The organism is Pedobacter panaciterrae (genome assembly GCF_013204795.1).
Lineage (GTDB): Bacteria > Bacteroidota > Bacteroidia > Sphingobacteriales > Sphingobacteriaceae > Pedobacter > Pedobacter panaciterrae.
This window is the reverse complement of sequence record NZ_JABMKW010000016.1, coordinates 467405-491139: the sequence shown is the minus strand read 5'-3', so window position 1 is coordinate 491139 and position 23735 is coordinate 467405. Positions and strand designations below refer to the sequence as shown.

Below are 23735 nucleotides of genomic sequence, written 5' to 3'. Positions count from 1 at the left end.
ATATCTGCCGGTACATTATGAGTTTAAATATAAAGTTAGGTGTTAGTACATGGTTATGGACATCGCCATTTAAAACAGACACCATTTCACTGTTCTCGAAGATCAAGAGTATGGGATACGACATGGTAGAAATACCAATTGAAGATCCTGCACTAATTGACACAAAAAGGGTTAAAGAAGCACTTAAAGAATTTGATTTAGTGCCTGCCATTTGTGGGGCTTTTGGACCAACCAGAGATTTAACAAATGAAGACGTAAAGTATCATGATACCAGTTTTGATTACATAGAATCTTGCCTGGAAATAGCATATGAAATTGGGGCCGGTTTTTTTGCCGGGCCAATGTATTCTGCAGTAGGTAAGGCACGTTTAGTATCGCCTGAACAGAAAAAAATAGAGTGGGACAGGGCGGCGACCAATCTTCATAAAGTAGGGGGAATGGCGCAGGAAAGAGGACTTCAGTTGGCCATAGAGCCGTTGAACCGTTTCGAGTCTGATCTGATCAATACTGCCGAAGATGTTGTTCGCCTGATTAAAGATATCAATCATCCGACAGCAAAGATATTGCTGGACGGATTTCATATGAATATTGAAGAACCTGATATTGAAAGGGCAATTTTGCTTGCAGGTAAGGACCTTTTGCATGTACAGGTTTCTGAAAACTACAGAGGTACTCCAGGTACTGGTCAAACCAGGTGGGATGCCTATAAAAGAGGATTAGAAGCGATAAACTACCAGGGTGCGGTTTCAATCGAAAGTTTTACCCCTGAGATAAAAGAACTGGCCGGAGCGGTTTGCATCTGGCGTACACTTGCGCCAAGCCAGGATAGTTTTGCCGAAGAAGGGGGTAAATTTTTAAGAAACTGGAGTAAATAACATATCAAATAAACATTGTATCAGTTAATAATATGAGTCAGAAAAAAATAAATATTGCCATTGTTGGACTTGGATTTGGTGCAGAATTCATTCCGATCTATCAAAAACATCCCAATGCAAACATGTACGCAATCTGTCAGCGTAATCCGGATAAGTTAAAAGAAATAGGAGATGCATTCGGAATAGAAAAAAGGTATGTGAGTTATGAGGAATTGCTTAAAGATCCTGATGTAGATGCAGTTCACATCAATACGCCGATACAAAATCATGCTGAGCAATCTATTGCAGCGCTAAGGGCCGGAAAGCATGTGGCTTGTACAGTGCCAATGGCGACTACTGTTGAGGAGTGCCGTCAGATTGTTGAAGCAGTAAAAGAAACCGGTTTAACGTATATGATGATGGAAACAGTTATTTACAGTCGCGAATTTCTATTTGTAAAGGAGCTTTATGAAAAGGGAGACCTGGGCAAAATACAATTCTTAAGAGCTTCCCACCAGCAGGAAATGGCAGGCTGGCCGGGGTATTGGGAAGGTTTGCCACCAATGCATTATGCAACACATTGTGTTGGCCCTGTACTGGCTTTACCAAAAGCACAGGCAGCATATGTTTCTTGTTTTGGTTCTGGAAAAATTGATGATCATCTGATTGAAAAATATGGATCTCCATTTGCAATCGAAACTTGTCATATCAAATACCGTGATTCAGATTTGTCTGCGGAAGTTACCAGATCGCTGTTTAATACCGCGAGACAATACCGAGAGAGTTTTGACGTGTATGGTTCTAAAAAATCGTTTGAGTGGACGTTGATTGAACATGAGGATAGTGTAATCCATACCGGTGAATCTCCTGAAAAAGTTAAAATACCAGATTATGCGCATCTTCTTCCCGAGGAAATTCAGCATTTTACCACTGCTGGTGTTTATGATTCTGAGGAGAACCAGCATCTATCGTTTATCCAGGGGTCTGGCCATGGAGGTTCGCATCCACATCTTGTAAATGAGTTTTTAAAAGCTTTAACTGAAAACAGGGCTCCCTATCCTGATGCTCAGGAATCTGCCAACATCACTTGTGTTGGTATTTTGGCGCATGAGTCGGCAATGAAGGGTGGAGAAATAATTCCTTTGCCAGATTTCACGTTTAAATCATAAAAATTAGTTTATTTGCATTATCAAATGAACCGAACTCAATTAATTTTAATGTATTGAATATGAAAAAGAGCTTTGTCTTTTTAATTTGTTCTGTTTTTGCAGTATGCACAAGCGGATACGCACAAACTAAGAAAACCGGTAAGGGGGCTAAACCGGCATCTAGTGTTTTATCACCTGCAGATGTTGCACAGGGAAAAGCACTGATTACAAAATCAGACTGTTTTGCATGTCATAAGCCAACTGAAAAACTAGTTGGACCGGCATACTCAGATGTTGCAAAGAAATATCCAGCAACACAGGCAAACGTTACTTTGCTTGCTAAAAAAGTAATTAAAGGTGGAAGTGGAGTATGGGGCGAAATCCCTATGGCACCTCACCCATCAGTTACTCAGGCTGACGCCGAGAAAATTGTAAAGTATATACTTTCTACAAAGTAATAACTTAAACTAAAAGAGGATGTTCATTATTAATATGAACATCCTCTTCTTTTTGGACTTCATTCTGTATCCAGCGTATTTTCTCGATTTTGAATTTTGGTGCATTGGTCGCGATCTTGGTTCTATCGGTACGAACCTCTTCAATACGAATAATCCTTCTCCTGCGATATTTAACCACCTCTTCAAATGCCCTTCTAAGGGTCTGTTTTAACCGAGTCCCACGAATATGGTTAATCCTATTATGATCGGGCTTACTCGTAACGCTCAGCCACATAAAACGAACACTTTTCCTGCATACATCCTCTTAATTTGTCCGATGGGGAAAAAAGTATATTTTTGACTTATTAATTGCCTAAAAAGAAGGAGGTGACTATGAAAAATCCCATCACACATATAACCACAAAACTGACCTGCTAAATCTCAAAGCTAGTTGGTAATTCTATGATTATGCCGCATTGATATTTCTGTATCAATTTACGGCATAAGAATGTATGTATTTTTTATACATAGAAATCTAATCCTTTTTCATTTACACATAATAAAGACAATGATGAACAATCATTCAATAAAGCTATTCGATTATAATACCTGGGCAAATAAAACCATTTTAGATCACTTAATGCAACTCCCGTCTGAACTATGCCATGAAAATATCAAAAGTGTTTTTCCATCTATTTTTGATACGCTAATGCATATTTATATTGTTGACTATGGATGGCATTCACTATTAATTAGGAGATATGCCTCAGATGATTATGAGGCCATAAGGAGTACAATTGCAAGACTTACAGAAGAAGTAAAAGCCTTAAGTCTTCCCGATTTCGGGAAAAAGCAGGATCTGTTGTCCAAAAGCTACTATGATTTTGTTAGTACTACTGACATGGAACAAACTACGACCTATTCGACTCTGTCCATGCAACATAGTGAGGTAATACAACACGTTGTAAATCACGGGACCTATCATAGAGGAAATATTGCAGCGATGCTTCGGCAATTAGATCATGCAGGAGTTTCAACTGATTACAGCACGTATTTATATCAAGCTATGAAATAGTCGTCAGCGTCTGAATCATAAATCATGATTCAGACGCTTTCTACGCTAATTGGTTTCTACCAACTTAAGCCATTCTGTAATTATTGTCTTTAACGAGTCCTGTTTGGCTTTAACATCATCCATATCTTTAAACCTAACCAGTCTTCTGCCATCTGTAAAATTTCCTTCAAGCAATCCACTGGTATCATTAACTTTTGCCCCGGTAGGAAAAACCAGTAAGATATTGCCCTTATGGAGGTTTACTACTACGATATCTCTTTTATATTCTTTAGGATCGAACGGTTTCATTGGCCCTGTATAATAGAAGCAGGGCGAATTCCATTTTATTTGTTCTGCAATTTCTTTATCTGTGCTTAAAATAATCTGCCTTATATATTGAGTTGCGGCTGCTATGGGTGCTTCTAATCTTTTGATGTGTGCACTTACCTTGTTTGAATTTGTGGCGGTTTTAGATATAGTCATATTTTGAGATGGTTGATTCTGATTCAATGCTTAGTGCAGCAATTTAGTACAGCAAATTTATATTGCCAAAGCAGATTTAATGCGGTGCGTAAACGACATTTTAAAGGGCGATTTGTGACAATTTAAGACATATAATAAACTGGGATGAGCTTTAAATATAAGTAATTATATTAAATTATATGGCTTAGGTAGCCTAGATTTTACAGCAGGTAATCCGGTGTAAATAAAATAGGCTTATGGCCGATTGAGCTGTAATTGAGGAGATGACATTGGCAAAAGAGCAGCCTACCATTTATCATAGCGATAAGAAAGTTCTATTTGCGCCCGGATTTGGGAAATAAACCCAGATTCAATGAAAAGGCAACACCCGTAGATTTTAATCTGGCATTGCCATTTCCAATTCCCGTAAGCGGTAGCTTTATAAAAGGTTGTACCCCAAAGCTCAGCGAGTTGGTTATTCTGCGCTCAAAACTTAAGGATAAGTTGGCTACACCAAAAATGTGCTGGTTCTGATTCTTGATTTCAAGTTCAGAAACCTTTTGTGCCCCTCCCTGCGGTCCGGTAAAGTATTTGTATTTTTCATTAAGCATAAAATAACTTGATAGCCCGGAGTTTACACCAACAGAAAAGTTTCTTCTTTTTAAAAACGTATAATTTACATTCAGCGGAACATCCAAAACAATACAATCCGCATCGACCTGCCAGGCATTTTTCATATAGGTCGTTCCTGCCGATCCAACTCCGCCATAATTGTATAGCTTTCTTGAATAAACAGCGCCAGTGGTTACGCTAATTTTATCGGTAACTGCATAAGTGGCAAGCACCCCTATGTTGGAGCTTACTTTGGTATCCACATTCCTATTCGAAGTCGAAATATCTGGCGCTGCCATAACAGATAATGTAAGTGCGCTTCGTTTTGCGGTAAAGCTTGGTGGCAGTGGCTTATTGTCTTTCTTTTCAGGAGTATCAGTTTTTGTAGCAGGCCCATTGGTTTGCGCTAAAACATCAGCTTTCTTGCCCGTCGGTAAGCTGTCAACCGGAGTAACAGTTTGTTTATCTTCTGTTTTTGGTGTTACTGCCTCAGCAATGAGTTCCCGTTTCTTGTTTTCTTTAACTGAAGAGGTGTCAGGAGTAATCATAAGATCCTGACTGCGGTTTATAACCTGCGGGGTCTCAACGTAGTTATGATCTATATTTTTAACAGGCGGCTTAATAATCTGTTCAACAGCAACCGCTTCCGGATTTGTTTTCACAACAACGCCGGTATCTGTGCCTAAGGGCTTATTGTTTGCAGGTTTCTCTTTTTTTGATTCAACTATTTCCGTTTTTTTAGGTTCCTTAATTACATGGTCTGACCCCGAAAAATACCAGAACAAACCAACAACCAATGCAGCGGCAATGCCACTTGTAGCATACAACCAAAATGGGATAACCCTTTTCTTAGCACCCGCGTCCAGTTTCTGTTCCATCTTTGCCCAGTCCAATTCATTGAAAGGGATTTCAGGATCATTCAACCCATCTCTAAACAGCTTATCTATTCCATTATCTTTTTCCATCTACAGCTATTTTGTTTTGTAAAGGCACTTCATTTTGAGTACTAAAGTTATTAAAATATACGTCCCCAGACCTGGTTCCACCCGCGGAACTAAGCCTTTCTTGCAGCTTTTGTCTTGCTTTAAATAAATTTGATTTCGATGTCCCTACCGATATATTTAAAAGTTCCGAAATTTCTTCGTGTGAGTATCCGTCTATGGCAAATAAGTTAAATACAGTTCTGTATGCGGGGGGCAATCCCTGAACCAGTACCAGCAGATCTTTATAGGCCATTTGCTCGTATACTTGCGCAGGCCCGCCCATGTCTTCGTGTTCACTCAGCTCGTCGTGATTTGAAAACTTCAGGCTTTTCCTGTAATGGTCAATGGCGGTATTGGTTATAATCTTTCCAAGCCATGATTTAAAGGGCTTTTCGGGGTCATATTTTTCAATATGTGTAAACACTTTCATGAACCCACTATTCAATACATCTGCCGCATCATCGTCATTCAAAGCGTACCGTCGGCATATGGCCATGCAATAACTATAAAATTCTTTATAGAGCAAATACTGACTTGTTCTGTCATTCCTGATGCAACCTTCAATAATTTCCTGCACCTATTTTTTCGATTTTACATTGGCCATTTTCACCTATACTAACTATAGTACGTTGAAGTTACGCAATAGGTTGCTTTAAAAATAAATATTTATTTTCTGATCTCTGCGCAACCATTTATGCTGCCTTCCCGTAATCCATATTAGTTATCAATCAATTCTTTAATTCACTTTAAAAAAAACAACTATGTCACCCTTATTCAAAAAAACAGTTGTGCTGTTTAGCTTAGCTGCAGTACTTTTTACTGCCTGCTCAAAGAAAAAAGATGATGTGATCAAAGAACCAGAAGTTTCTTTGGACCTTAAACTTGCAGCATCGGCAACCTTCGGTAGTGTTATTACGGATGGTACAGGTAAAACCCTTTATTGTTTTGTAAAAGATGCCAATAGTGCATCCACTTGTGTTGATGGCTGCTTAATCACATGGCCGGTATATTATGCGGAAAATGCGACCCCTCCCGTAGGATTAAATGCTGCGGATATTGCCACCATCACAAGGGCCGATGGTACAAAACAAACTACCTATAAAGGATGGCCACTGTATTATTATGCCGGCGATAAGGGCAAAGACGAGATCAAAGGAGATGGGGTAGGTGGCATCTGGTTTGTTGCCAAACCAGATTATTCTGTTATGATGGCCAGCCAGCAATTAGTTGGTCACGATGGTAAAAATTATACTGCCGATTCAAAAGAAGGAGTGGGGATAACCGTTTACCTAACCGATGCAAAGGGCCGCACACTGTATGCCTTTACGCCCGATACTTTTAACAAAAACAATTTTACCAAGCCTGATCTTAGTAACAATGCCGTATGGCCAATATTTGAATCGGAGATTTTAAACGTTCCCTCTGTACTAAAAAAAGCAGATTTTACAGTAATAACTTCTGTTGGTAAAAATCAGCTAACGTACAAAGGTCATCCGCTCTACTATTTTGGTTCAGATGCTGCTAAAGGCGAAACCAAAGGAGTAAGTTACCCTAGACCGGGTGTTTGGCCTATACTTACACTGAATACACCGCCTTTAAATTAAGCTGAGAAAAAGTAATTTGCCGAAATTGTGGAGTGAGAATATTTTTATCTTGTAGTACATATTAACAAAAAATATCTCATTTTTGATGCATTATGGCAATTAACGATTTAAGTAAAGATCTGGCTCCCATCGCGTCAATTACGATGGCAGATGTTGTTGAAGTAAAACTCAGAGAATATTTAAAAAAGAAGTCCTTCCTGCCCGGCGATGCGTTGCCAAAAGAATTGGAGCTGGCAGAAGCTTTAGGTGTAAGCAGAAATGTTTTACGAGAAGCACTGAGCAGACTGCGTATGCTGGGCATGATTGAAACTAAAAAGAAAAGAGGGATGGTGCTGGCCAGACCAGATATTCTGGGAACGTTTGAGCGTGTTCTTGACCCGTTGATAATAGATAAGGAAACGCTTCAGGATATTTTTGAGCTCAGACTTGTACTTGAAATGGGATTGGCTGATCTGATTTACATCAGAAAAACCGATAAGGATATTGCCGAATTGGAAAGTATAGCTAAAAAAGAAGTGAACCTTGATAATTCATTCAGAATTAAAAATGAAATTGCTTTTCATGGTAAGCTTTACGAAATGTCGGGCAACGATACACTGAAAAGATTTCAAATTATGCTGCTTCCTATTTTCGACTATGTTGTTACCCTGGAAAAGAAGCCAACAAGAGGAAAAATTAACCATATGGACCTGGTTCAGATCCTGAAAACAGGATCAAAAGCTGATTTTAAAAAGGGGATGGAGGCACATCTTAAGCCTCATTTCGATCGGTTAAAGTAATTTTTGCTTTACATCTTTATACAGGAACGGCCTTCAAACTATATTTGAAGGCCGTTCCTGTATAAATGAAATTTAAATATTTGCTTTTATAAAAAATAGTTCCCACATTTGATATGTCCTACATAAGGGCTTATAACCAAATATTAAATGACCGCTATGAATCACTTCAAAAAAAATGATAGCAAATATCTTGTCATCGTATCTTGCTGTCTCCTTCTCATCGTCTCTCTTGCCATCGGGTGTTCTAAAAACTCAATAAGTGCAAGTACCATTGAAAAACCAACAGCCTCAGGCACAGCCAAGGTAGCCGCTGCCGTACTGGCCGCTCCAGTGAATACGCGTGTGGTCGTATTTAACGGAGGCAATGAAAGTATATACCATTCTTTCAGAATTCCTTCAATCATAAAAACAAAGAACGGAACCCTGGTTGCCTTTGCCGAAGGCAGAAGATGGAGCCCAAGTGATTATGGCGATATCAATGTTGTATATAAAAGATCTGTAAACAACGGAACCAGCTGGTCTACCTTAGGTGAAGTTGTTGGGAGTGGCGCTGGTACATGGGGCAATCCAACAGCTGTTTACGACCCAACTCAGGGCGTAAACGGAAGAATCTGGCTGTTTCTGGAGTGGAATGATGAGTTTAAAGCCCAATGGTCAGATTTTCAGGCATGGGGCGATAGAAAAATTCATACTTCATATAGCGATGATGATGGTGTTACCTGGTCTGTTCCCTTAGATCGTACGAGCAGCCTAACGCCACCTTCGTACAAATGGGATTGTGTTGGTCCGGGTATAGGTATCAGAACAGCATACGATCACCCCGGCAGGTTGATTGTTCCGGCATACGGAAGAAATATTTATAGTGATGATCATGGTGCAACATGGCAATATGAATTAACTGCCGGTGGTACAGATGAAAGTACCATAGTGGAATTGATGAATGGAAGCCTGATGAGAAATGACAGGCCGGGTACTACCGAGTGGAATTTATCAAAAACCAGAAGGAAATCAGTGGGTTCTATTGTCGGCGGTTTCCCCGCTTTTTCAACGGTAACTGCATTGCCCGATCCAAAGTGCGAAGGATCCATGTTAAGATATAATACCGACGACCCGAACAGGATCATATTCCTTAATCCCAACGGAACCGGTCAGCGTTGTAACATGACCGTGCGCATCAGTTATGATGATGGGGTTACCTGGCCAAGAAGCCGTGCACTTTATAGTACTGCTAATTGCGATTATACCAACAGCACTGTAGTTTACGGTGGCTACTCTAGCATGGTAAAAACCGCCGATTACTGCATTGGTGCCTTAGTAGAATACAATGAAAATGTTCATGATTCAGCCAGCAGCAATAAATCTATTGAATTTGACAAGTTCAATCTCGCCTGGATCTTAAACGGCAGTACAGAACCATAAAACCAAATACCATGTGTTTTTATCATCCCTTGAGCACATCACAACCATAAACCAAATATTAAAATTAAACCAGTTATGAAGAAAAGGATTTTTATTTTTCTATCCGTTCTCTGTTGCTTTTTCGCAACTAAAAACCTCTTTGGGCAGACACGCGAACTGCAAATCTCCGGGAAGGTTACTTCGGGTGCAGGGGGGGAAACACTACCGGGTGTTAGTGTAAAACTTAAGGGTAGTACTATCGGGATATCTACCGATGTGAACGGTAAATACGCCATTAGAATACCATCAGATCAAGGGATTTTGGTATTCTCTTATCTTGGCTTTAAAGCCAGGGAGGTGCCTGTAAACGGGCAAAAACAAATTGACGTGGTGCTGGAATCTGATGTAACTTCAATGGAAGAAGTCTTGATTGTGGGTTATACACAGCAGTCGAGAACCAAAACCACAGCTGCCATTTCAAAGCTTGGTGCCGATGAGCTAAAAAACATCGCCAGTCCAAATCCCGTACAGGCCCTGCAGGGTAAAATTGCAGGTGTTTCGGTACCGGTTACCACCGGGCAGCCCGGGGTAGGTGCTACAAACATCATCATCAGGGGTGGTACCAAACCTAACGCTTATGGTTCTGGTTTGGGTAACAATGGCGGTAGTTCAACAGGTGCTTCCGACAGCAGTTCTCCGCTTGTAATTGTTGATGGGGTATTCAGGTCTATGAATGATGTGAATCCTGATAATATAGAATCACTGCAGGTGATGAAGGATGCAGCTTCAACCGCAATATATGGGGCAAGGGGTGCAAATGGGGTTATTGTAATCAAAACAAAAGGTGGTAAAGCGAATAGTAAAATGACCATTGCGCTAAACCACAGAACCACATGGGAAACGCCAGCAAGGGATTACGATTACCTGAATGCCGAACAGTACCTGCGTTTGGCGCGTACCACAGTTAAAAATACTGCTGATGCACTTGATAAAAACAACCTGTTAAACAATGGTGGTTTCTCTGCAGGTACTCGTGTTTATACACAAAAAGGCCAGTATGGTAAAAACATTAACCTTACTGCCTTATATGATAATATCGTATCTGTAGAAGGACAATCTTACGTAGACAACCTGTTGTCCAAAGGCTGGAAAGTAATGGACGATCCCATTAACCCTGGTACAAAACTATTATATGCGGATAACAACTATCAGGATATGCTTTGGAACACTGGTTTGAGCAGTAACGAAAACCTGTCTATCAGTGGGGGTGGCGAAAAATCTGACTTTAACCTGTCGATGGGGTATACCAATCAGGCAGGTACCTTTGTGGGAACCAAATACAAACGTTATGATGGACTTGGGAATTTCGGGTTCAAAGCTGCAGATAATTTCCGCATCGATGTAATGTTAAACTATCAGAACGTAATGCCTAATTATGTAGATGGTTTTCAAAATGAGCTGGTTAGAGGTACACGCATTACGCCTTTGATCCGTACTTTTAAGGACGATGGAAATCCAATGCCGGGTGAGCTGTATACTGTTCGTAACCGCTTCCATACATTGATGTATGATGATACCCGTACCTCAAGTGAAAGGTTGGTATCCAGGGTTGCCGGCGATTTGACCATCACCAAAGGGTTGCATTTTAAACCTTCCTTTTCTTATCTGATAGATGATTATAAAGAACTGTTCATGAGAAAGGGAACACCTGCCGATGAGGTGCAGCCGTCCACACAGCGTCAGAAAAATGACTATACCAAAAACGCGAGACAGCTGATGATCGATCAGGTTTTGCAATACGATTTTAGTATAAAAGATGTGCATAATTTTACTGCCCTTGGTGGGGTTAACTTTATCAGGAACACAGATCACGTGGCCAGCTTAGGTTCTCAGAGAGGAAGCAACGATTATATCTATACCATAAACGAACCACCAACAACCGTAATCAATGGGGTGGTGATGAGTAATGTTACCAACTTTGCTACTACCATTGGCGAATCCAGATCTGCCAGTGCATTTACACAGGTGAACTATGATTACAAAGCTAAATACCTGTTTAGTGGTTCACTTCGTTACGATGGTTTCTCGAACTTTGCCATTGAAAACAAATACGCATTCTTCCCTTCGGCTTCCATTGGATGGAATGTTCATAAAGAAGATTTCTGGAACGTAAAAGCGATTAATGCTTTAAAACTAAGAGCAAGCTGGGGTGCAGCGGGGCTTAGCGACCTGAGTATTACTGATACCTATGGGGGCTATGCTTCGGTTCTGGATAACAGAACAGCTAATTATGGACAAAGCTCCGGTATTTTAAGGTCCAACCTGGCAAACTATAACCTGCGTTGGGAATCAACCGAAACTACTGATTTGGCATTTGATGCTTCTTTCTTAAACAGCCGCATTAACCTGACTGTAGATTATTATAACAAAAGAACCAAGGACAGGCTGGCTTCTAAACCTTTGCCATCGGAATCTCCTTTTGGATCAATCGCATTTAACAACGGCGAGCTGCGCAACCGAGGTGTGGAAATTGAACTTGGTGCAGCCATCATTAAAGGAAATGATTTTAAATGGGACGCTAATTTTTCTTTTGCATACAACCAGGCTTTAATTACTAAACTGCCTGATAATGGTCGAGCGAAGAACAGACAAGGTGGTGATATGATCTTCGATCCGGCTTCCAATTCATTGGTAGAAGCAGGAGGTTTTGCAGAAGGAGAGCGTCCTTACCCAATCTATGCATACCGGGTAACGGGTGTGTTTGCTACAGACGAGGAGGCTAAAGCCTGGAATGCCAAGGTAAAAGATAACCTTGCTTCTCCGCAGGGGATAACAGTAGGGAAACGTGGTGGCGATTATATTTTTGATGATGTGAATGGTGATGGGGTGATTGATACAAAAGACCAGGTTTTTATGGGTTATAGAAATCCTAATAAAATGGGAGGTATGCAAAATACCTTTAGTTATAAAAACATCTCATTAAGGTTTACAGTGGATTATGCCATGGGGCACCTGATCAGTAATGGCGCTTTAGCCCGTTCACTAGGCCAGGGCAGGGCGTTTAACGAAGGTGCACCATCAATCGCTATTGGTCCGGATATCTGGCAGAAACAAGGTGATGAGGGTAAAAAATATGCCCGTTTCTCTTTTGCAGATTATGATTTCGGACAGCGCAATTACTTACGCAACGCGCCGCTTGGAAACAACAATAGTTACAATTCAGATGTATCTGCAATGTATTCTAAAGGCGATTTCCTGGCCTTTAGGGAGATTTCAATTTCTTATGATGTTCCCAAAAAAGTACTTGAAAAAATAAAAGCTTCGGGGCTTAATATTTTCGCTACGGTATACAATGTGGGCTATTTAACCAAATATGAAGGGCTAAACCCTGAAGTATATACCGGTTTTGATCCGGGTGGTTATCCAAGACCAAGACAATTTTTATTAGGGGCCACATTGAAATTCTAAAAAACCAATTATGAAAAAGATTACATTAATTATAATAGCCATAGTATCTCTGTCAGCCATATCTCCTGGTTGTAAAAAGCTGCTCGAAGTAGATCCTCAATCCAGTATCACCGATGAGGTATTCTTTAAAAATGAGAATGATTTTGAACCATACGTTACCGGTATCTATACTTATATGCGTTTGTTTGCCAATAATATTGTGTACGGCACTGAGCGTAGCGAGGAACTGGTTGCTGCGCTTAATTCCAGGTTTGGAGTATCGTGGAGTCAGATCATTACACCTTCTTCAGGTGCAATTAATTATAACGATTGGTACAAAGCCATCGGACATTGCAACTTATTGCTAAAAAAGATCGAAGGATTTTCTTTTGCAAGCAATCCGGATGCGAAGAGAAGGATCCTTGCAGAAACCTATTCTTTAAGGGCCTATTTCTATTTTAACCTTACCCGCATCATTGGCGATGCGCCTTTAATGCTTACCGCAGTTGAAGATGAAAATGTGCCTTTGCTGCCAAGGGCAACAGCTGTGGATGTTTTGAAGCAGATCCAGTCAGATCTGGATCTGGCCATCCAGAATTTTACTGCTATAAGTGGATTTTCAAAAACCGCTTATCCTTCTAAATATCGCTTTGCATATGGATCAGCAATGGCACTAAAGGCAGATGCATACTTATGGAATGCAAAAGTACTTGGTGGTGGCGATGCTGACCTTACCGCTGCCGCTGCGGCAATTACTGAGGTAGAAGCATCGGGATTAACCCTAAACCAGGATTATAAAAATGTAACCGGGGTAAGGGCAGCTACCAATCCTGAGGTGGCACTGGCAGCTTACTTTCAAAGGGATGAGGCTGGGGGCAATTATGGTGTAAATGCACTTCCTTATCTAACAGGGGTTGATGGGGCATTGAATCTGGATAAAATCCCTTATGCGCAAACCTCAGCAAATGGACAGGGTGCTTATCAGATTAGCCCAAAATCAAAAGCTTTATTTACCAACCCTGATGATAAAAGAATCCCATATACCTGGATTACGGAACTGCAGGCAAGCGGTCCGAAAATTTCATGGATCACCAAATATTCCGGAAACATCTATGCCGATGGCCGTGTTTCTGATAATGACCTGATCATCTATCGCTTGTCGGATATCTTTTTGATGAAGGCAGAGGCTTACGCCGGATTAAATAACATACCATTGGCAATTGAATACCTGAACAAAGTAAGACAAAGGGCCAATACAGGGAACTATACCGCATCTACCATTAAGAGCGATGTAGAGCGTGAAATCCTTGATGAACGTGGTCGTGAGTTGTTTTTTGAGAACAAGCGCTGGTACGATCTTGTCCGTTTTCATAAAGGGGGAACCATTAATGTGTATACCTATGTTCCTAACCTGGTTGGTAAAACTACTCCGTTGTTCTGGCCGCTAAATACTACGGTATTTGCAAATAATCCTAACATTAAACAAACAGAAGGATATTAATTTATCGCAATTCAGAATAAAATGACTCCACTAAAGGCAGATGAAATTTATGGCAATTGGGCAACCTTGCTGCTTCCGATCAACAATGACGACAGCATCAATTATGAGCAGCTGGAAAGTGAAATTGATGTATTGATTGCCAGTAACGTAAATGGAATCTATTCTAATGGTACGGCCGGCGAATTCTATAACCAGACCGAGCAGGAATTTGATAAAGTAAATGGCATCCTTGCAACAAAATGTAATGCTGCAGGTATGCCATTTCAAATTGGCTGCTCGCATATGAGCCCTAAAATATCACTGGAAAGGGTTAAGCGCGCTAAGGCACTGCAGCCCTCTGCCATACAGATCATTTTGCCCGATTGGTTTGTGCCATCCATGGAAGAGATCATTGACTTTTTAAAGGTGATATGCGCGGCCGCCGATCCCATAAAGCTGATCTTATACAACCCTCCGCATGCCAAAAGAAAACTTCTGCCGAAAGAATTTGCAGAAATACTTGAAGCAGGTATCCCTCTGGCAGGATGCAAAGTTGCTGGTGGCGATGAGCAGTGGTACAAGGAAATGAATGCAATAAATATCCCGTTTTCTGTGTTTATTCCCGGCCATCATCTGGCCACGGGAATTGCAAACGGTGCCCATGGTGCTTATTCCAATGTAGCTTGTTTAAGTCCGGGGCTTGCACAGCGCTGGTATAATAACATTGCAAACCACAGCGGAGATCCCTTTGAGCTGCAGGCCCGAATCCAGCAATTTATGGAGGAGTGTATTGTTCCTTATATTAGAGATAAAGGATACTCCAACCAGGCTGTTGATAAATTTATGGCGGCTGTAGGTGGTTGGACGCCCATAAGTACCCGCCTGCGCTGGCCCTATAAATGGATACCACAGGCAGAGGTACTGCCGGTAAGAGAAAAATGTGCTGAACTTTTACCTGAAGTTTTTACTAACCAAGTTTAATATTTTCCCAAATGCAAAAAACACTAAGAAACTGCTTTATCCTAATTTGTACCAGCTTGGTATTGCTCATGATTGGCAATGGATGTAAAACAAGAAAAGGCGCTGCCGATCGGGCATTGCTTGACAGTACCCTGGTCTTTTCACCCGGAGGGGAATATGCCTCCATGCGGATACCTGCATTGGTAGCAACCAAAAAAGGAACATTGCTTGCATTTTGTGAGGGAAGGATAGGTACTGCCAGCGATTGGGCTGATATGGACCTGCTGATGCGCCGAAGCACTGACGGAGGACGCACCTGGGAAAGTAATGTAGTGATTGCCGCAAGGAAAAGCGGACAGCCAACAAGTAATGCTACACCAATTGTAGATCGCGATGGTACCATTCACCTGCTGTATCAGCGTGATTATGCTACTGCTTACTATACCCGTTCTACAGATGAGGGTAAAACGTGGAGCCCTGCAATAGACATTACCTATGCGTTTGAGGCCTTCAAGCCAGAGTATAACTGGAAAGTACTGGCACCTGGCCCGGGCCACAGCATACAGTTAAAAAATGGTCGGCTGCTGGTGCCTGTATGGTTAAGCGATCCTGCTAAAACTACACCAAGAAGAAGCCATGCGCCATCTTGCATTGCTACAATTTATAGTGATGATCTGGGTAAGACCTGGAAACGTGGTGCCATCATTGCCGGCAACACCCCGGAGTTTAAAAACCCAAGTGAAACCATGGCAATTGAACTTAATGATGGCCGTGTGATGGTAAACATCAGAAATACTTCTGATGAGCACCGCAGAGGAATCAGCTATAGCAATGATGGAATAAGCGGATGGACAAAGCCTGTATTTGACGAAGAATTATACGAGCCAATATGCATGGCTACCATCATCAGGTTGCAGGATAAACAGAAATCCGGTATGCTTTTTATCAACCCAGATACCAAAGACGTACCTAAACCGCCACGCAAAAACCTTACTGCCAGAGTTAGTTATGATGAAGGACAAACCTGGGCGGTAAAGAAAGTGATCAATGCGGGTTCATCAGGCTATTCTGATGTGGCTGTTACACCAGATGGAACCATTTATTGCCTGTACGAAACCAATACCAGCAACGACTTTAATTATTCCATGGTGCTTAAAAGGTTTAACGCTAAATGGCTTACAACTCCCAAGGAGAAATAAATAATCAACAAACAATCTAATATATATGAACAAAATAACCGGATTAATAGCCGCCACTTTTGCGGCTTATCGTGAAGATGGAACAATTAATTTAGACATTATCCCAACGATAGTCGACAAAATGATAGCTGATGGATTATCTGGCGTTTTTATTTGCGGCACCAATGGCGAAGGGCCAAACCTTACAATTGAAGAGCGGATGGCTATTGCCGAAGCTTATGTGAAGGCTGCGGCCAAACGTATCCTTGTACTGGTGCATGTAGGGCATAGCTCCATTCAGGAATGCCGCAAGCTTGCAGCTCATGCGGAGCAGATTGGTGCCGATGCCATTTCTTCTGTTTCCGCTTTTTATTTTAAACCAACAAGTGTTGATAATCTTGTTAAGAGCATGGCGGAGATTGCATCAGCCGCACCCAATACACCATTTTATTACTATAGCATCCCAACCCTTACCGGGGTAGGTATGGATATGATCACCTTTTTGGAGCAGGCAGAAAAGGTAATTCCTAACCTTGCCGGGATTAAGTATACCGCCTCTACCTTGCATGAATACCAGGCCTGTCTGAATTATAAGAACGGAAAATTTGATATCCTTTTTGGTTACGATGAAATGTTGCTTCCTGCACTTGCAGTAGGGGCAAAGGGGGCTATTGGCAGCACCTATACCTTCGCTGCTCCACTGTATTTGAAAGTAATAAAGCTTTACAATGAAGGAAAGCAGGAGGAAGCAGCAGCCATGCAGCTGCATTCGGTAAATATGGTTCGTGCTTTGGTTAAATATCCGCCAATTCCTGCACAGCGGGCCATCATGAAAATGGAGGGACTGGAGTTAGGTACTTGCAGATTACCTCTTGAGCCTCTTTCAGATGCACAAGCGGCACAATTTAAAACATCCCTTGATGAGATCGGATTTTTCGATATCGTTAAACAATCCTGATGATGAACAGGTACTTTAATCTTCTTCTTATTTTTTTTATGACTATACTCTTAAATAAAGGGCTGGCGCAGCAGGTCTCCAGGTCTGGCTTATTATGGAGCAACCTGCCGCCGGTTCCCGATCGCGTAGGTTTTGCAGGTTCTTTTGCTGGTGTTTCCAATGGCGCATTACTGGTTGCAGGTGGTGCAAATTTCCCTGATGGCGGTGCACCGTGGACGGGCTCTGCCAAGGCATGGCACGATCATATTTTTGTTCTCGAAAACCCAAAAGGGAAATGGAAAGAAGCAGGTAAATTACCCTATCCATTAGGCTACGGGGCTTCCATAAACTGGAAAGATGCCTTAATTATTCTTGGCGGCAGTAATGAAAAAGGCCACCGTGCAGAAGTGTTTATGCTGAATTATAAGAACGGGAAAATTGAAACCGTCAACTTGCCAAACCTGCCTCATGCAATTGCAAATACATCGGCGGCGCTGGTTGGAAGTGTAATTTATGTTGCCGGCGGAATTGAGAAACCAGATGATAAGGTTGCCGGAGCTAATTTCTGGGCATTGGATCTTAATGCAATTGAAAAGGGCTGGAAGGTATTGCCAACCTGGCTGGGCGCCCCACGAATGCTTAGCGTTGCCGGTGCACAAGGTGACGCATTTTACCTGTTTAGCGGGGTAGCACTGATCGATGGCAACCGCGAGTATTTAAAAGATGCTTATCGGTATCAGCCCGAAACAGGATGGAAGAAGATAGCAGACCTTCCGGCTTCGGTAGCGGCGGCTCCAACGCCTGCTTATGCTTTAGGGCAATCCTCATTACAAATATTTGGTGGCGATGATGGTAAACTAGCCGCAAGCGCTGCGGTATTAAAAGAAAAACACCCTGGCTTTTCAAATAGAATTTTAAATTATAATACGCTTACCAATACCTGGACCTCTGATGGAAAGGCATTTGCTACCCGGCCGCCTGTAACTACAACTTTAACAGTCTGGAACGGAAATGTAATTATTCCCGGTGGCGAAATCAGACCTGCAGTGAGAACCCCTAACGTATTAATCGCAACTTACAAATGAAGAATTCCGGACAAACTACCTCCTTCTACTCGTGGATCATTGTAGCCATGCTATGGATAGTAGCTTTTTTAAACTATCTGGATCGCATTTTAATTACCTCGATGCGCGATCCTATTGTTACAGATTTCAATTTAACTGATGCACAATTTGGATTGCTTACCTCTGTATTCTTATGGTCTTACGGTTTTTTAAGTCCTTTTGGCGGTTACTTTGCCGATAGGTACAGCAGAAAAAAGGTAATTGTTTTTAGTGTAATGGTTTGGTCGGTGGTTACTTTATGGACCGGCTTTACCACCTCATTTCACGAAATGCTGGCTGCCCGTTTTTTAATGGGCGTAAGCGAGGCTTGCTATATCCCTGCGGCACTGGCTTTAATTACCGATTATCATAAAGGAAAAACCCGTTCCCTTGCAACGGGCTTGCATATGAGTGGTTTATATGCAGGTCTGGCACTTGGTGGCTTAGGCGGATATATTGCCGAATTGTGGGGCTGGCGTTCCGGATTCCATGTTTTTGGAATTGTAGGTATTGTGTATTCCCTGATCCTGTTGTATGTGTTGAGGGACCATAAGCCTGATCCTGTTGTGGTTACAGAAGGAGAAGAAGAGGTAATGCCGAAAATTAGCCTTACAGGAGCTTTAAAAGTACTTTTTAGTGAAGCCTCTTTCTTTATCCTGTTGTTCTATTTTGCCATATTGGGTATTGTAAACTGGCTTGTTTATGGCTGGCTGCCAACGTTTCTAAAAGACCATTTTAACCTTAATCTTGGCCAGGCCGGTATTTCGGCAACAGGCTATATCCAGATCGGTTCCTTTGTGGGCGTAATTGTGGGGGGGATTCTGGCCGATAGATGGACCCGAAAAAATAACAGGGGCCGTTTGTACATGCTCATCATTGGTTTTACACTTGGTGCGCCTTTCTTGTTTCTAATGGCCTCTACAAATGTCTTCAGCATCGCCATTATTGCCATGCTTGTCTTTGGTTTGGCAAGAGGGTTTAATGACGCGAATTTAATGCCGATATTACGACAAGTGGCCGATGGAAGATACATCGCCACAGGTTATGGATTCCTTAATTTTCTAAGTACAATTATTGGTGGTTTAATGGTGTATGTTGGTGGTGCATTAAAAGATGCTCAGGTTGATCTTTCTATTGTCTATCAGGTTTCAGCAGTTGCAATGCTATTGGCCACATGGTCGTTATTTGCGGTGAAACTAAAAAAGAATAATGTATAAATTTAGTGGTATGAAAAAACATTTTATTGTCCTGGTATCTGTAATGCTTTTATGGAATACCACAGTTCTTAAAGCAAATGTAACCTTGCCGGCCATCATTTCCAGTGGCATGGTATTACAGCAGCAAAGCAATGTTACCTTATGGGGTACAGCCAAAGCCAATGCAAAAGTAACCGTACAGACCTCGTGGAACCAAAAAGTATACAATATTAACACCACAAAGGAAGGAACATGGAGGCTGGCTGTAACCACCCCTAAAGCCGGTGGGCCTTATAAAATTACTTTTAACGATGGCAGTAAACTGGTAGTGGATGATGTTTTTATTGGAGAAGTATGGTTGTGCTCTGGCCAGTCAAATATGGAAATGCCCGTGAAGGGATATGCCAATCAGCCAATTTTGAATTCCAACGAGATATTAATGGATGCCGATGAGCCGGGCATCAGGTTGTTCAGAGTAGAAAAGAAAATGTCTAAAACCCCGCAAACACAATTGGATGCCAAATGGGAAAGTGCCGATGCAGCCTCAGTTAAAGAGTTTAGTGCGGTTGGTTATCAATTTGCAAGGATACTTCAGAAAAGACTAAAAGTCCCTGTTGGAATTATCCAATCGGCATTTGGGGGTACAGACATCGAAGCATGGATGACCACAAGCAGCCTGCAGGGATTCAATGATTTTAAAATTCCGGCCGATACTGCTAAAATTACCAAGAACAACCCGGGGGTATTATTTAATGCCATGATCAACCCGATTATTGGTTATTCCATTAAAGGCACATTATGGTATCAGGGAGAAAATAACAGGATGAACCCACTTACTTACGATAAAAAAATGGCGGCTATGGTTAAGCAGTGGCGACAGCTATGGAACTCCGGTGAATGGCCTTTTTACTATGTGCAGATTGCACCAAACGTGTATAAGGACCATGCTGATCAGATACCGCTTTTGTATGAAGCGCAATCAAGAGCAATGAAACTGATACCCAACTCCGGAATGGTGGTTAGTGTTGATGTGGGCAGTATGACTACCATCCATCCGCCTGATAAAACCATTATCAGTAAAAGGCTGGCTTATTGGGCACTTAACAATACTTATGGCAAACAAGGCATTGTATTCAGGGGGCCGGTTTATAAATCTTTAGAAATAACGGGCGACAAGGCGGTGCTGAGCTTTGATGAAATCCCCAACGGACTGACCGCTTATGATCAGAAGCTGATTTCTTTCGAGATCGCCGGTATTGATAAGGTGTTTTATCCAGCCGAAGCATTAATTAAAGGCAAAACGGTAGTAGTAAGCAGTGAGTCGGTTAAAAGCCCGGTCGCTGTTAGATATGCCTTTAAAGACAGAGCAGAGGGAAATTTGTATAACGTAGAAGGATTGCCTGCTGAACCCTTTAGGACGGATAGCTGGTAACCCAGCTTTATAACCCTGCCTGAAACTCAGTCCCTCTTATATAAACCTGGCCTGCTCTCTCCAGGTTTTCTTTGCTTTTAGTGGTGATCTTGATGATGTCGATGTCTTTTACAGCTCCTTTTAAAGAACCAAAATCACTTTCAGACAAAATATTAATATTTAGAATGTAATTCTCATCAATTTTAAGGTTGGCTATATTGCCCTTTACCAGGTCATTATCTATCATATACAAGGTGGCAGGCGATGGAGATTTTACATATTTGTTTTTGATCTCATCTAAGGTCATGAACCTGAATGCCCCGGGATTTTTAGTCATTACATAAACTTCACCGATTTTACTATCAGTACTTACATTAATGTTTTTAATTTCTTCCTGACTGAAGAGCGGAAGGCAGGAACCGATCAGCACACTATCCAGAAAATACTTAGGCTGGATTCCCGCTGGCAGCTTCTTAGCATCCTTTTCATAAACAACATTTACTTTATCAGATACCGGACTGGTTTGGCCTACTGCAGTTATAGCAAACAGGCAAAATGTAAACATGAATAATAACCTCATAATTTCCCCTTTAATAACGGAATATAAGGAATATTATCAAATAAATGTCAAATTATAAATTTTTTATAATTTGTTCGGCTTCCTCGTCCTTGTATTCGTGGGTAGCTGCGTTTAGCTTTTTCTTTAGATCGGCCATGACCAGTGCATATTCTTTAAGATCAGCCAGGTTCTTCAATTCGCCAGGGTCTTTTTTTACATCATAAAGCTCCCAGTAATTAAGCTTTCCATAGAAACGGATCAGCGTGTATTGATTGGTTCTGATGCCGAAGTGAGGGTTTACCAAATGCGGACCGGGGTATTCATAGTAGTGATAATAAACAGGCTTATCTGGTTTTCCCGTTTTGTTGCCTTTAAGCAAAGGCCAGAAAGATTTTCCTTGTATGTCGGCTGGTACTTTAGCACCTGCAATGTCCAATAAAGTAGGTGCCCAGTCTATGTTGGCCACTATATTGTTAATGGTACTCCCTGCTTTTACTTGACCGGGATATCTTATTATGAAGGGTGTTTTTAAAGATTCTTCGTACATAAAACGCTTATCGAACCAACCATGCTCTCCTAAGTAAAAACCCTGATCTGAGGCATAAATTACAATGGTATTTTTGCTTAGCGCTGCTTTATCAAGGTAATTAAGGATTTCACCGATATTCCGGTCCAGCGAATTTGCAGTAGCATAATAATCTTTCATATAACGCTGGTATTTCCAGGTGGCTAAGGCTTTGCCCGATGGTTTTTTCTGCTCAAAATCTTTGGTGACCTTTTGCTGGTAATAATCTGCAAAGGCTTTGCGTTGAGTAGGGTTCATCCTTTTATAAAGATTGAAATTGTTAAAATCCACATTAACCTTTAGGTCGCGATCAAGTTCCATTGCTTTTGCAATGGTCATGTACTGCTGTTTGGCTGCGGGCCTTCCTTCGTATTCATCAAAAAATGTTGCGGGAAGCGGAAAATCTATATCATCATAAGCACCAAGATCCTGAATATCTGGTAACCATTCCCTGTGGGTAGCCTTTTCGCCTACTACCAAAAAGAAAGGCTTGCTTTTATCACGTGAGTTGAGCCATTGCGTTGCCTTATCGGTAATAATATTGGTAACATATCCCTCGGTTCGGGTGGTATCGTTGTTTTTATTGATAAAATCAGGGTTGTAATAAAATCCCTGGTCGGGCATAATTTCCCAATGGTCAAATGCCTTGCCCGGTAAAGTACCTAAATGCCATTTGCCAATCCATGCGGTCTGATAGCCGGCACTGCTCAATAGTCGCGGTAGCAGTTGCTGATCCACGTTAAACTTGCCGTCGTTTGCTTTGTAGCCGTTTATATGACTGTACTTGCCGGTTAAAAAGCAGGCTCTGCTTGGTCCGCATATGGAATTGGTAACCAGCTGATTTGTTAGCAATGCGCCTTCTTTGGCAAGCCGGTCTATGTTTGGTGTATGTGCTATTTTATTGCCATAGGCGCCAATTGCCTGATAAGCATGGTCGTCGGAAATAATTACAATGATATTGGGTTGATCTGATGGCTGTGGGGTAGCTTTGGTTTTTGACCCCATAAATTTTAGGCTTGCCAATATTGCAAGTATGCAGACGACACTCCAAAAAATGACTGATCTTATCATATCTTCTTAAAAAGTAACAGGTTTGAATTTGTGGATAAGATACGGAATATTAGAATTTTTTATACTTTTGGAAAAATTGTTTGCTGTGAAATTCTTCAGTTGGCTTATTTGTTTGATCATTATTGTTGTGAGCTTTACCCCTTGCAAGGATTTCGCCAACGCCAAAGTTTCTGAACAGACCAGCGTTTCAAAAGCAGGGCATGCCGATGATCACAACAGCCTGGCAAATGACGATTGCTCTCCGTTTTGCGTATGCTGTTGCTGCAGTACACCAACGGTTGTAACGCAAACATTATTAACCAGTACGGTTTCATTGATTATTGATAAAGAGTATTCAGATATCGCTCCCGGCCATATCGCGTCTAATGATCCTTCAGTCTGGCAGCCACCTAAGTTAGGTTAGTTTAAATTTCAGGTTTTATTGCACCGGATCTATCCTCATGGAATGATTCCGTTATGCATTGCCTTGTTTTTTCTTTAACCTAATTTAAAATTCA

Annotated in this window: 22 protein-coding genes; 16 read left to right on the top strand and 6 right to left on the bottom strand. The window is 41.5% G+C overall.

Annotated elements, in window-relative coordinates:
• Positions 1-17 precede the first annotated feature (17 nt).
• Genes HQN86_RS10000 through HQN86_RS09990 form a run of 3 tightly spaced genes read left to right on the top strand, consistent with a single transcriptional unit; the run spans position 18 to position 2460 of the window.
• On the top strand, positions 18-875 hold the full coding sequence (locus HQN86_RS10000; RefSeq protein WP_172660839.1) for a sugar phosphate isomerase/epimerase family protein: 858 nt from the start codon (positions 18-20) through the stop codon (positions 873-875).
• Between the two features lie 32 nt (positions 876-907).
• Positions 908-2023 carry a Gfo/Idh/MocA family protein gene (locus tag HQN86_RS09995; RefSeq protein ID WP_172660838.1) on the top strand — a complete coding sequence of 372 codons (1116 nt, stop codon included), beginning with the start codon at positions 908-910 and terminating at the stop codon, positions 2021-2023.
• Positions 2024-2082: 59 nt separating this feature from the next.
• Positions 2083-2460 (top strand): c-type cytochrome, encoded by a 378-nt coding sequence (locus tag HQN86_RS09990; protein WP_048904159.1) that lies wholly within the window; start codon positions 2083-2085, stop codon positions 2458-2460.
• Between the two features lie 4 nt (positions 2461-2464).
• Here the strand turns inward: HQN86_RS09990 and HQN86_RS09985 are convergent, their stop codons facing one another.
• Positions 2465-2734 (bottom strand): hypothetical protein, encoded by a 270-nt coding sequence (locus HQN86_RS09985; protein ID WP_172660837.1) that lies wholly within the window; start codon positions 2732-2734, stop codon positions 2465-2467.
• A 273-nt stretch (positions 2735-3007) separates the two neighbouring features.
• Here HQN86_RS09985 and HQN86_RS09980 point away from each other — a divergent pair, with 273 nt between their 5' ends.
• Positions 3008-3514 carry a DinB family protein gene (locus tag HQN86_RS09980; RefSeq protein ID WP_172660836.1) on the top strand — a complete coding sequence of 169 codons (507 nt, stop codon included), beginning with the start codon at positions 3008-3010 and terminating at the stop codon, positions 3512-3514.
• 45 nt (positions 3515-3559) lie between these two features.
• Here the strand turns inward: HQN86_RS09980 and HQN86_RS09975 are convergent, their stop codons facing one another.
• From HQN86_RS09975 to HQN86_RS09965, 3 genes are all read right to left on the bottom strand, one after another.
• Positions 3560-3976 (bottom strand): DUF1801 domain-containing protein, encoded by a 417-nt coding sequence (locus tag HQN86_RS09975; RefSeq protein WP_172660835.1) that lies wholly within the window; start codon positions 3974-3976, stop codon positions 3560-3562.
• Positions 3977-4290: 314 nt separating this feature from the next.
• Positions 4291-5532, bottom strand: a complete 1242-nt coding sequence (locus tag HQN86_RS09970) for a hypothetical protein (RefSeq protein ID WP_172660834.1) — start codon at positions 5530-5532, stop codon at positions 4291-4293.
• Complete coding sequence (locus tag HQN86_RS09965) at positions 5519-6127, bottom strand: RNA polymerase sigma factor (protein WP_288879864.1); 609 nt, start codon at positions 6125-6127, stop codon at positions 5519-5521. Before HQN86_RS09965 ends, HQN86_RS09970 begins: the two co-directional genes overlap by 14 nt.
• A gap of 184 nt (positions 6128-6311) precedes the next feature.
• Here HQN86_RS09965 and HQN86_RS09960 point away from each other — a divergent pair, with 184 nt between their 5' ends.
• From HQN86_RS09960 to HQN86_RS09910, 11 genes are all read left to right on the top strand, one after another.
• Positions 6312-7154: a hypothetical protein gene (locus tag HQN86_RS09960; protein ID WP_172660833.1), complete on the top strand. Its 843-nt coding sequence runs from the start codon at positions 6312-6314 to the stop codon at positions 7152-7154.
• A gap of 92 nt (positions 7155-7246) precedes the next feature.
• Entirely contained in the window at positions 7247-7933 is a 687-nt protein-coding gene (locus HQN86_RS09955; RefSeq protein WP_172660832.1) for a FadR/GntR family transcriptional regulator, read from the top strand.
• Between the two features lie 156 nt (positions 7934-8089).
• Entirely contained in the window at positions 8090-9352 is a 1263-nt protein-coding gene (locus HQN86_RS09950) for a sialidase family protein (RefSeq protein ID WP_172660831.1), read from the top strand.
• Positions 9353-9427: 75 nt separating this feature from the next.
• Positions 9428-12799, top strand: coding sequence for a SusC/RagA family TonB-linked outer membrane protein (locus HQN86_RS09945; RefSeq protein ID WP_172660830.1), 3372 nt, complete (start codon positions 9428-9430; stop codon positions 12797-12799).
• Positions 12800-12809: 10 nt separating this feature from the next.
• Entirely contained in the window at positions 12810-14279 is a 1470-nt protein-coding gene (locus HQN86_RS09940) for a RagB/SusD family nutrient uptake outer membrane protein (protein ID WP_172660829.1), read from the top strand.
• Between the two features lie 21 nt (positions 14280-14300).
• Positions 14301-15239, top strand: coding sequence for a dihydrodipicolinate synthase family protein (locus tag HQN86_RS09935; RefSeq protein WP_172660828.1), 939 nt, complete (start codon positions 14301-14303; stop codon positions 15237-15239).
• 11 nt (positions 15240-15250) lie between these two features.
• Positions 15251-16417 (top strand): sialidase family protein, encoded by a 1167-nt coding sequence (locus HQN86_RS09930; protein ID WP_172660827.1) that lies wholly within the window; start codon positions 15251-15253, stop codon positions 16415-16417.
• A gap of 25 nt (positions 16418-16442) precedes the next feature.
• The gene (locus HQN86_RS09925; protein WP_172660826.1) at positions 16443-17354 is read left to right on the top strand and encodes a dihydrodipicolinate synthase family protein; all 912 of its coding nucleotides are present in this window, start codon (positions 16443-16445) and stop codon (positions 17352-17354) included.
• Positions 17355-17392: 38 nt separating this feature from the next.
• A complete protein-coding gene (locus HQN86_RS09920) occupies positions 17393-18418 on the top strand; it encodes a galactose oxidase (protein WP_246269529.1) in 1026 nt (341 codons plus the stop codon).
• Entirely contained in the window at positions 18415-19653 is a 1239-nt protein-coding gene (locus HQN86_RS09915; protein WP_172660825.1) for an MFS transporter, read from the top strand. The genes HQN86_RS09920 and HQN86_RS09915 overlap by 4 nt, the downstream gene beginning before the upstream one ends.
• A gap of 10 nt (positions 19654-19663) precedes the next feature.
• Positions 19664-21064: a sialate O-acetylesterase gene (locus tag HQN86_RS09910; RefSeq protein ID WP_172660824.1), complete on the top strand. Its 1401-nt coding sequence runs from the start codon at positions 19664-19666 to the stop codon at positions 21062-21064.
• Positions 21065-21071: 7 nt separating this feature from the next.
• Here HQN86_RS09910 and HQN86_RS09905 read toward each other — a convergent pair whose 3' ends face one another.
• Positions 21072-21623: a hypothetical protein gene (locus tag HQN86_RS09905; protein WP_172660823.1), complete on the bottom strand. Its 552-nt coding sequence runs from the start codon at positions 21621-21623 to the stop codon at positions 21072-21074.
• A gap of 52 nt (positions 21624-21675) precedes the next feature.
• Entirely contained in the window at positions 21676-23172 is a 1497-nt protein-coding gene (locus HQN86_RS09900; RefSeq protein ID WP_216854368.1) for a sulfatase family protein, read from the bottom strand.
• A 151-nt stretch (positions 23173-23323) separates the two neighbouring features.
• Between HQN86_RS09900 and HQN86_RS09895 the strand changes: the two genes are divergently transcribed.
• A complete protein-coding gene (locus tag HQN86_RS09895) occupies positions 23324-23641 on the top strand; it encodes a hypothetical protein (RefSeq protein ID WP_172660821.1) in 318 nt (105 codons plus the stop codon).
• Positions 23642-23735: the final 94 nt, after the last annotated feature.

Coding starts and splice junctions, on each gene's coding strand:
- HQN86_RS10000 (WP_172660839.1), top strand. CDS start 18: ATGAGTTTAAATATAAAGTTAGGTGTTAGTACATGGTTATGGACATCG.
- HQN86_RS09995 (WP_172660838.1), top strand. CDS start 908: ATGAGTCAGAAAAAAATAAATATTGCCATTGTTGGACTTGGATTTGGT.
- HQN86_RS09990 (WP_048904159.1), top strand. CDS start 2,083: ATGAAAAAGAGCTTTGTCTTTTTAATTTGTTCTGTTTTTGCAGTATGC.
- HQN86_RS09985 (WP_172660837.1), bottom strand. CDS start 2,734: ATGTGGCTGAGCGTTACGAGTAAGCCCGATCATAATAGGATTAACCAT.
- HQN86_RS09980 (WP_172660836.1), top strand. CDS start 3,008: ATGATGAACAATCATTCAATAAAGCTATTCGATTATAATACCTGGGCA.
- HQN86_RS09975 (WP_172660835.1), bottom strand. CDS start 3,976: ATGACTATATCTAAAACCGCCACAAATTCAAACAAGGTAAGTGCACAC.
- HQN86_RS09970 (WP_172660834.1), bottom strand. CDS start 5,532: ATGGAAAAAGATAATGGAATAGATAAGCTGTTTAGAGATGGGTTGAAT.
- HQN86_RS09960 (WP_172660833.1), top strand. CDS start 6,312: ATGTCACCCTTATTCAAAAAAACAGTTGTGCTGTTTAGCTTAGCTGCA.
- HQN86_RS09955 (WP_172660832.1), top strand. CDS start 7,247: ATGGCAATTAACGATTTAAGTAAAGATCTGGCTCCCATCGCGTCAATT.
- HQN86_RS09950 (WP_172660831.1), top strand. CDS start 8,090: ATGAATCACTTCAAAAAAAATGATAGCAAATATCTTGTCATCGTATCT.
- HQN86_RS09945 (WP_172660830.1), top strand. CDS start 9,428: ATGAAGAAAAGGATTTTTATTTTTCTATCCGTTCTCTGTTGCTTTTTC.
- HQN86_RS09940 (WP_172660829.1), top strand. CDS start 12,810: ATGAAAAAGATTACATTAATTATAATAGCCATAGTATCTCTGTCAGCC.
- HQN86_RS09935 (WP_172660828.1), top strand. CDS start 14,301: ATGACTCCACTAAAGGCAGATGAAATTTATGGCAATTGGGCAACCTTG.
- HQN86_RS09930 (WP_172660827.1), top strand. CDS start 15,251: ATGCAAAAAACACTAAGAAACTGCTTTATCCTAATTTGTACCAGCTTG.
- HQN86_RS09925 (WP_172660826.1), top strand. CDS start 16,443: ATGAACAAAATAACCGGATTAATAGCCGCCACTTTTGCGGCTTATCGT.
- HQN86_RS09920 (WP_246269529.1), top strand. CDS start 17,393: ATGACTATACTCTTAAATAAAGGGCTGGCGCAGCAGGTCTCCAGGTCT.
- HQN86_RS09915 (WP_172660825.1), top strand. CDS start 18,415: ATGAAGAATTCCGGACAAACTACCTCCTTCTACTCGTGGATCATTGTA.
- HQN86_RS09910 (WP_172660824.1), top strand. CDS start 19,664: ATGAAAAAACATTTTATTGTCCTGGTATCTGTAATGCTTTTATGGAAT.
- HQN86_RS09905 (WP_172660823.1), bottom strand. CDS start 21,623: ATGAGGTTATTATTCATGTTTACATTTTGCCTGTTTGCTATAACTGCA.
- HQN86_RS09900 (WP_216854368.1), bottom strand. CDS start 23,172: ATGGGGTCAAAAACCAAAGCTACCCCACAGCCATCAGATCAACCCAAT.